Here is a 7,420-nt window from a genome sequence, read left to right as displayed (position 1 = left end):
GGCAGGCGATGGTTGACATGCCAACAGCCAGGATGACCAGCAACACGTGGAAATGCCTGCTGCACACGAGTGCTCCTCCATCTCAGACCCGCACGCCGATATCATACCTGGCTTGATTCAACCCAGCACCAAGCACCGACTGGCAAAGCGAAGCCCGCCTGGATAAGGCGGGCGCAGAGTGCATCCCCGGGGCAAGGGTCGAGGGCTCAGTCCAGGAACCCCTCGATCCAGTCAGGCACTACGGGGATATCAACCCTGGCTGAAGTAGCCCACCCCCGAGCAATTGACGTTCGTGAGATAGGAATTCACTGCCAACACCGTGTTGATTCCACCGAGCAGATCGGGCCCGCCGGACTCACCGGAGCACGTGCCACCTGAGCCGCCGCCTGGATTCAAGGCAAGCTTCACATATTCAGCGTTGTGGACAGACTCGCCAGAGACTAGTTCACTCGGTGCAAACACGCCCTCACGAAGCCCCTCCCAACGATAGTAGGGAGGCGGCTGCGGACGCCAAGGCGGCGCCTCGGCTGGTCAAGAGCAACGTGCGCTACCCTCCCGTTGCGCCAGGCCGGCACAGGAAGGTACGGACAGTTCCAGCGAGTCCGTTCCTCTGCCAACCGGCCGTTTCCATAGCGATAGGCATTCGTTCCGTCGGACAGCGCTAGGCCGAGGGGCGGGTTCGTCCGCACCTTCCACCCGCGGGGTCAGGCGATCATGGCTATCCTGTGACCCGTGTACGTTGGGTCGCGCTCGAAGGCCACAGTCCAGGCAGACGATTCTCCGGACGTCCTCCGTCGTGCGAGGCTTCTAGGGAAGTACGGTGATTCTGTACGTCAGGTAGCAGTCTCCATAGTGGCTGGCAAAGCCTTGTCCCAGCACCAGGCGTTCCCCAGGACCGTCCTCAATGGCTTCCAGGTCGGCAGGGCTGTACACAACCTCCCCGTGGCAGATCGCTTCGGCGGCGCTCCAGACGTCATCCTCCCACAGCCTCATCGAGATCGTCAGGGAGTCCGTCGGACCCAGGTATAGCTCGATGGAGGGGTTGTAGAAGTGGAAGCTCCGCTCGAGCACGTACCGGCGCCAGCTATGGATGTAGTGGTTCACGCTGAAGATGCGCCTTCCATTGGCGTCCACCCCACCGGTCGTCAGTCCCCACTCGTCGATGTCGGCGTCGCATCCGTCCCGGATCGGATGCCCCTGTCCATCGACCGGCCTCACTCCTCCCGCGCCGGTGGTGTCCAATCCTCCCCCCACGAACAGATCGGCGGTTAGGCAGCCCGTATCGAGCTCAAAGAGCGTGAGGCGCACATTGCGCCCCTCGGCCCAGATGTCGGACCCGATCTCGACGACATTGCTCGGCGGCGATCGCCAGCCGGCCGGCGGATCACGCACCGGGTCACCAACGTAGGCAATGACCTGGAATTCGTACGTCTCGCCCGGCGAGGGCAGATCGCCGGTATCCGGCCAGATGGCGCTCACCGATCCGTCGGGTTGGATGGCCGTCGCCAATGGACCGTAGGGTTGCCAGCCCCTCAGGGTGATACCGACCTCACCCCGGCCGGTGGGGATATCTCGCACGATTGCGCCGTCTCGCAGAAGCAAGAACCCCTCGGCCGCGCCGGTGTAGTCGATCCCCAAGTTGCAGGTGACTAACCAGCTGGGGGGCAGGACGCGCCCATCATCAATGCTGACGGCCGGCCCCGCCCAAAGCCGACCGCATTCTTTGTACAGGATCGGCTGCGGCATGTACGGGGGCTCCGGCTCTTCTTCCCCCGTGAGCGGCCTGACGGCCGGGGGTTCGGAGTAGGAAGGGGGATGGATGCGATAGCCCACGCGGAACCAGCCGTCTTCTCCCACCCCCCTCGCCTCGATCGGGCTGCCGTCCCACGCGCCTTCCGAGTGCCGAACGGTGATGGCGCCGAGATCGAACAGCTCGCCGCCGTACGGGGTGCCACGCAACCCAAGGCAGTTGGCGGCCAGGGCGAACGATGAGGTTCCTTCGGCAATATGCACCACCCGCCTCCGGTCCCCCGCCATCCAATCTTCGATGCCCCATCGCTGGTCACCCAGGTCCTCCAGATAACCCCCGGCGGGGACGCGCTCGAACGCCGACCCGTCGAGGGAAAGGTAGCAGTAGACTCCGTCGTAGGCCTTGTCCACTTCCAGGGAGAGCGCCTCCAGCTCGATGAGCCGCCCGCGCGGAATCCTCCCGATTGAACGCAGGGCCAGGTCCTCGAGCGAGGGCCGCCAGGCCTCGAGAGGTTCCGGCGGGGACTCGCCGGGCAGCAGGTCGGGAGGCGCGGCTTCCGCCGGAGGCGGCCCCTCGCCATCCTCCGGTGGGGGCGGCAGGCTGATCGTCGCCCCCGGAGACAGCGGATCCGCCAGTCCCGCGTTCGCCTGAGCCAGATCTTCCGGTGGCAGGCCATAGCGGCTGGCGATGTCAGCCAGTGTGTCCCCTTCCTGCACCTCGTACGTCTCGGGCGGAAGGGCTGTGGGCTTGTCCACAACCTCGACGACGACGGTCGCCTGGCCAGCCTTCAGGTCCTGGTCAAAGGCACGAATAGTCAACGTGTGCTTGCCAAGGCTTGTCGGATGCCACAGCTCCGAGAGGGGGAACGGAGTGCTACCTCCGCTCACTTGCGAATTGGCCGCTGTCAAGAGCTCGCCATCGACCCACAGCTCAATGCGGAGTATCCCTTGCCGATCGCGGGCTATGGCCTGCACCAACGCACCCTGCTGGAGAGAGACCTGATCGCCGTGCAGGGGTGAACGCATGAGCACGTCTGGGGATCGGTTCGGCATCCAGAGAAAGATCCTCGCCAGGAAGAGCCCGACAAGAGCCAATGCCACCAGCCCAACACCGATAAGGAGAGGGATCAAGCAGCAGGTGAAGGCACGAGACCGCCTGGTTTTCATGCCGGCCTCCGTCATCCAAAGCAGACTTGTGCAGAGAAGGTTGACTTGCCAGATTGCGCCGAATTCCCCTGGCTATCGCTCGCGCGCACCCGGTATTCGACCGTGCCGCCGCCGTAGAGCGCCAAGCTTGCACCGAGCTCTGCCGGTCCAAGGGTGGCCGAGTAAGTGTTGCCTCCGGCCGGGGACATCGATCGGACGCGCCACTCCCCTTGCTCTGAACCCTTCACGACGCGGTAGTGCAGCTCGACCTTCGCAACGCCGGAGGCGTCCGTGGCCGTCACAGTGACTGTCGCCGTTGTAGCGCCGCAGCCCGAACCGTCCCAGATCGAAGCCGGCGAGTTGGACAAGCCACTCAGCGACGGTCCCTCTGTGTCCTGAGGAGCTGTGACCGCGAGGCCGACGGTCCGCTCGATCTCGCCCGAGGGACCTGACGCCCTCAGTCGGTACGCCGTGGAGTCCTGCGGGCAGATCTGCATCGCCCCCATTGCATCCACGGCCGTCGTCCCGAGGAACACCTGCGTGGCGAAGGCGGTATCCCAGTGCAGGGTGGTGCACTCGCCGGCCGTCAACTCCGCCTGGTCCACCCACAACTTGGCGGTGACGGGCGGCGATGGTGTGCTCGTCGGTGTGGCCGGTGCGGCCGTCGGCCCCTCTGTCACGATCGGTTGGCTCGGTGTCGACGGCGCAAGCAGAGCGGGCGCCAACGGCGACCCCACCGTGACCCAAACCACGGCGGGGGCGCTGGCGGCGCCGGCAACGTCATACGCGACCACTCGGAGGGAATACTCCCCCGGCTGGTCCGCAGTCCAGGTCTGCGCAGCATGGCTGAAGGCCTCGCCGACCGCGGCAACAGGCTCGCGGCTGTAGGGTTCGCCGTTGACACTGAGCAGAACTTCGGCGACGCCCCCGGGGGCATAGGCGTGCGAGCGGATGCGCAACTCCTGGCCGGGATCAATCCGCGCCCCGGTTGTCGGCACGTCGATCCACACTCGAGGCCCCGTCGCGGCCGGAGCACATGCCGCTAGGGTCACCACGAGGCACGTGAACAACGCAAAGCTGAGATTCGTCGGAGATGGACGGCTCACGATGGACCTCCTTCCGGGCGCACACGTCGCGTCGCCGTCGATGGGCTTCAGATGGAAGCCTCAGGCCTCGTTACCGACTTCTTCTCCCGGCTGCCGGTCTTCAATCCTGCAGCCAATGCGGGTCAGCGGAGGCTGATGCGGGCGTCTAGAGAGGTTGGCGAAGGCGTCCGCATCTCCGTTCTGAGCGCGTTCCGTCAGTTCGGCATCCGCCAGGATCTGCACCGGGCCTCTCTGCACCCAACTTCCGTTGCCTTGAACGATCTACCCCCACTGCATGTGACTAGACACGGAGAGTGAAGCGCCAAGGAGATACGAGCGACTAGAGGCGGACAATGACCAACGGGAATCTGCGGCAAGGCTTGTCAGATACATGGGCGAACTCCACCAGGCCTTCGGTCAGACTCGCTCCCGTCTTGATCATAGGCCGCTTTCCGTTGGAAGCAAGATCGGATCGAGAGAGCGGTCGGGATGGCGCCTGAAGGCGAGAACGCGGAGGCACAAGGCCGACGACGAGGGGAAGATGGGCTGAGCCAGGGCTGCGACCCATAGCCTACGTGGCTTGGATGTCGAGGGAAGGGCGATGGCCGCGCCTCTCGGCCGTTGGCCATGCCGACTGGCCGCTCGGCTGCCCTTGCATGGTGGCCGCCAGTTCGACCAGGCCCCAGAGAAGGATGGGAGCCGGGTGGCGCCCTGGGGCCTATGCCAGCCGGGGAGGCTGACATGCGGAGAACGCGTCGGCAGCGAGAACAGTTCGGCCGGCAGCATTCATGGGCGAAGCGCCTTCACCGATCGCCTTGCTGGGCTGATCGCGCAGGCCTGCGAGAATCCGGGCCCCTCTCAACCGATCCATCAGCACCTGAGAGGGGCCATGCACGAGCCTAGCCCCGTCCGGGGCGCCACTTCCTCAGTGCCTGGCTTGCGCAGCATGGCCCGGGCGACAGTCCACGCTCGTTGGGAACCTCCAGGCCTGCGGACACCGTTGCACAAGGGCTCGGCACAGTCATCCCCCCTTTGCCTTCGGCCGACCCCGGCAGCTTTGCCGCGGGAGACAAACGCCGGGCAGGCCGCAATTGTCCGCTCTACACCCAGCTCGGTCGGCATTCAGCTCTCCGTCTGGGGTCGGAATCCTGACACCATCCTGCCACAGAATCGGGCTATCCTATGGAGCATGGTTGCCCGCATCCTCGTCGTCGACGACGAACCCGCCGTCACCGATCTGCTTGCCTACAACCTGCGCGCCGCCAATTATGAGGTGCTGATCGCCGCCGACGGGCGTCAGGCGCTGCAGCTGGCGCGCCAGGCGAACCCTGACCTGATCCTGCTGGACCTGATGCTTCCCGAGGTGGATGGGCTGGACGTCTGTCGAGAACTGCGCAAGACCAGTAATGTGCCGGTGATCATGATCACCGCCCTGGGCGAGGAAACCGACCGCGTCGTCGGACTGGAGCTCGGTGCGGATGACTACATCTGCAAGCCCTTCAGCGTGCGGGAGGTGCTGGCGCGCATCAAAGCCGTCCTTCGCCGCAGCCAGCCTGACGAGAACACGTCTGCCTCGACCAGCATCTTGCGCGGCAAGGGGGACCTGAGGCTGGATCCTGAGAGCCATGAGGCGACCGTGGCAGGGTCCAGCCTGTCACTCACCCGCCTGGAGTTTGACTTGCTCTCGCTGTTCCTCAGCAATCCGGGCCGCGTACTGACCCGCGAGCGCCTGCTGGAGCAGGCCTGGGGCTACGATTTCGCCGGCGACACTCGCACCGTCGACAGCGCCATCAAACGCTTGCGCGCCAAGCTGCGAGCCGCCTCCAGCGAGGCCGACTGCATCGAAACCGTGCGCGGCGTCGGCTACCGCCTCGTCGCCTGAAAATGCCTGCTTCCCTGCGCACCCGGCTGTTCGCCAATCACCTGGCGGTCCTTCTCCTGGGTATGGGGCTGGCGGCGCTGCTCTCCTGGCGGGCGGTGGAAGCCCTGTACGTCAACACTCAGCGCGAGAATCTGCTGGCCCAAGCGCAATTGACGGCTGCCGCCCTTCAGGGCCAAGAGCTCCCCATCGCATCCGGCGAACCGTACTCACAAACGGCGAATGTCCTGCCCGGCATCCACACTCGCCTGCTCGGGGACCAGGGCGCGGTGATCGTGGGGCTGTCGGCGACGCAGGCCGGGGATCCGGTGCAGGTCCCGCTTGCCGAGAATGCCCCGTTCACAACGCCGGAGGAACTGCTGCAGCGGCCCGAGATCGCCCAGGCGCTGCAGGGCCATCCCGCCACCGCCATCCGGCGTGTCGCTACGGCGCAAGGCCGGCGCGTGCTGTATGCCGCCGCGCCGATTCGGGACGGAGGCACCACGGTGTCCGCCCTGGTCTACCTGGCGATGCCGTTGCCCGCCTCCGGTTTGCCTGCCAGCCTGCTGCTGAGCCTGGCTGCAGCCGCGCTGGTGGCGGTTGTGCTGGCCGGCATAGCCGGGTCGCTGCTGGCGAGGAGGATCGCCCGCCCGGTCGAAGAGGTCGCCCGCGCCGCGGCGGCGGTCAGCACCGGCGATCTGAGTCAGCACGTCCCGGCGCAGGCCGGCCTGCGCGAGCTGAACGGCCTCGGGCAGGCGTTCAATCGGATGACCGAGAACCTGCGGCATTCGGATCAGGCCAAGAACGCCTTCGTAGCCGATGTCACCCACGAGCTGCGCACCCCGCTAACGGTCATCAAGGGCACGATCGAAACCCTGGAGGATGGCGCCCTGAATGACCTCGCCGGGCGAGGGCCTCTGCTGGCATCCATGCAGCGCGAGACCGAGCGCCTCATCCGTCTGGTCAATGACCTGCTGGTGCTGATGCGCGCCGATGCCGGAACGCTGCAGATGAGGCTCCAGCCGCTCGACCTGGCCGACTTGGCACGTGCCCGCTGCGCGCATCTTGCCGCTATGGCCGCCGGGCGCAAGGCGGTTCTCTCGGTGAGAGTCGAGGAGACCGCGGCGTCTTGCGTCCTCGGCGACAGAGACCGGTTGTCCCAGGTGTTGGACAACCTGCTCGACAACGCCCTGCGCTACAGCCCGGAGGGCTCGACCGTGACGGTCGAGATTCACCGGCAGGGGGACGAGTGCGAATGCGCCGTACACGACCGCGGCCCGGGCATCTCTGAAGAGCACCTGCCGCTCGTCTTTGAGCGCTTTTACCGGGCCGATGCCTCCCGCAATCGTCAGAGCGGGGGAGCGGGATTGGGGTTGGCCATCGCCAAGGCTTTGATCCTGGCCCAGGGAGGCCGGATTACCGCCGAGTGCCCCCCCGGCGACGGGACGATCTTGCGATTCTTCCTGCCTGTGGGCGGAGATTGCCACGCAACGGACTGAGTACTGACACCCTCCTGAACGGGTGCGGGGATAGGGTGAGATAGCCCGCTCTTCAGGAGGTTCCCATGAAGCAAATTCCGATG

General features: G+C 65.8%; 4 protein-coding genes. 2 read left to right on the top strand and 2 right to left on the bottom strand.

Annotation, left to right across the window (positions count from 1 at the left end; translation table 11 throughout):
- Nucleotides 1–807: 807 nt before the first annotated feature.
- Both MUO23_03945 and MUO23_03940 read right to left on the bottom strand, forming a co-directional pair.
- Nucleotides 808–2,916, bottom strand: coding sequence for a LysM peptidoglycan-binding domain-containing protein (locus tag MUO23_03945; GenBank protein ID MCJ7512103.1), 2,109 nt, complete (start codon nt 2,914–2,916; stop codon nt 808–810).
- Nucleotides 2,917–2,927: 11 nt separating this feature from the next.
- Nucleotides 2,928–4,001, bottom strand: a complete 1,074-nt coding sequence (locus MUO23_03940; protein ID MCJ7512102.1) for an Ig-like domain-containing protein — start codon at nt 3,999–4,001, stop codon at nt 2,928–2,930.
- 1,168 nt (nt 4,002–5,169) lie between these two features.
- Here MUO23_03940 and MUO23_03935 point away from each other — a divergent pair.
- Nucleotides 5,170–5,862: a response regulator transcription factor gene (locus MUO23_03935; GenBank protein MCJ7512101.1), complete on the top strand. Its 693-nt coding sequence runs from the start codon at nt 5,170–5,172 to the stop codon at nt 5,860–5,862.
- A 2-nt stretch (nt 5,863–5,864) separates the two neighbouring features.
- Nucleotides 5,865–7,337, top strand: coding sequence for an ATP-binding protein (locus MUO23_03930; GenBank protein MCJ7512100.1), 1,473 nt, complete (start codon nt 5,865–5,867; stop codon nt 7,335–7,337).
- Nucleotides 7,338–7,420: the final 83 nt, after the last annotated feature.

This window comes from Anaerolineales bacterium, from assembly GCA_022866145.1.
GTDB lineage: Bacteria > Chloroflexota > Anaerolineae > Anaerolineales > E44-bin32 > PFL42.
This window is presented reverse-complemented; position numbering and strand designations above follow the sequence as displayed.

Bases quoted from the DNA above. Each gene is read 5' to 3' on its own strand.
- MUO23_03945 (MCJ7512103.1), bottom strand. From the start codon at position 2,916: ATGAAAACCAGGCGGTCTCGTGCCTTCACCTGCTGCTTGATCCCTCTC.
- MUO23_03935 (MCJ7512101.1), top strand. From the start codon at position 5,170: ATGGTTGCCCGCATCCTCGTCGTCGACGACGAACCCGCCGTCACCGAT.
- MUO23_03930 (MCJ7512100.1), top strand. From the start codon at position 5,865: ATGCCTGCTTCCCTGCGCACCCGGCTGTTCGCCAATCACCTGGCGGTC.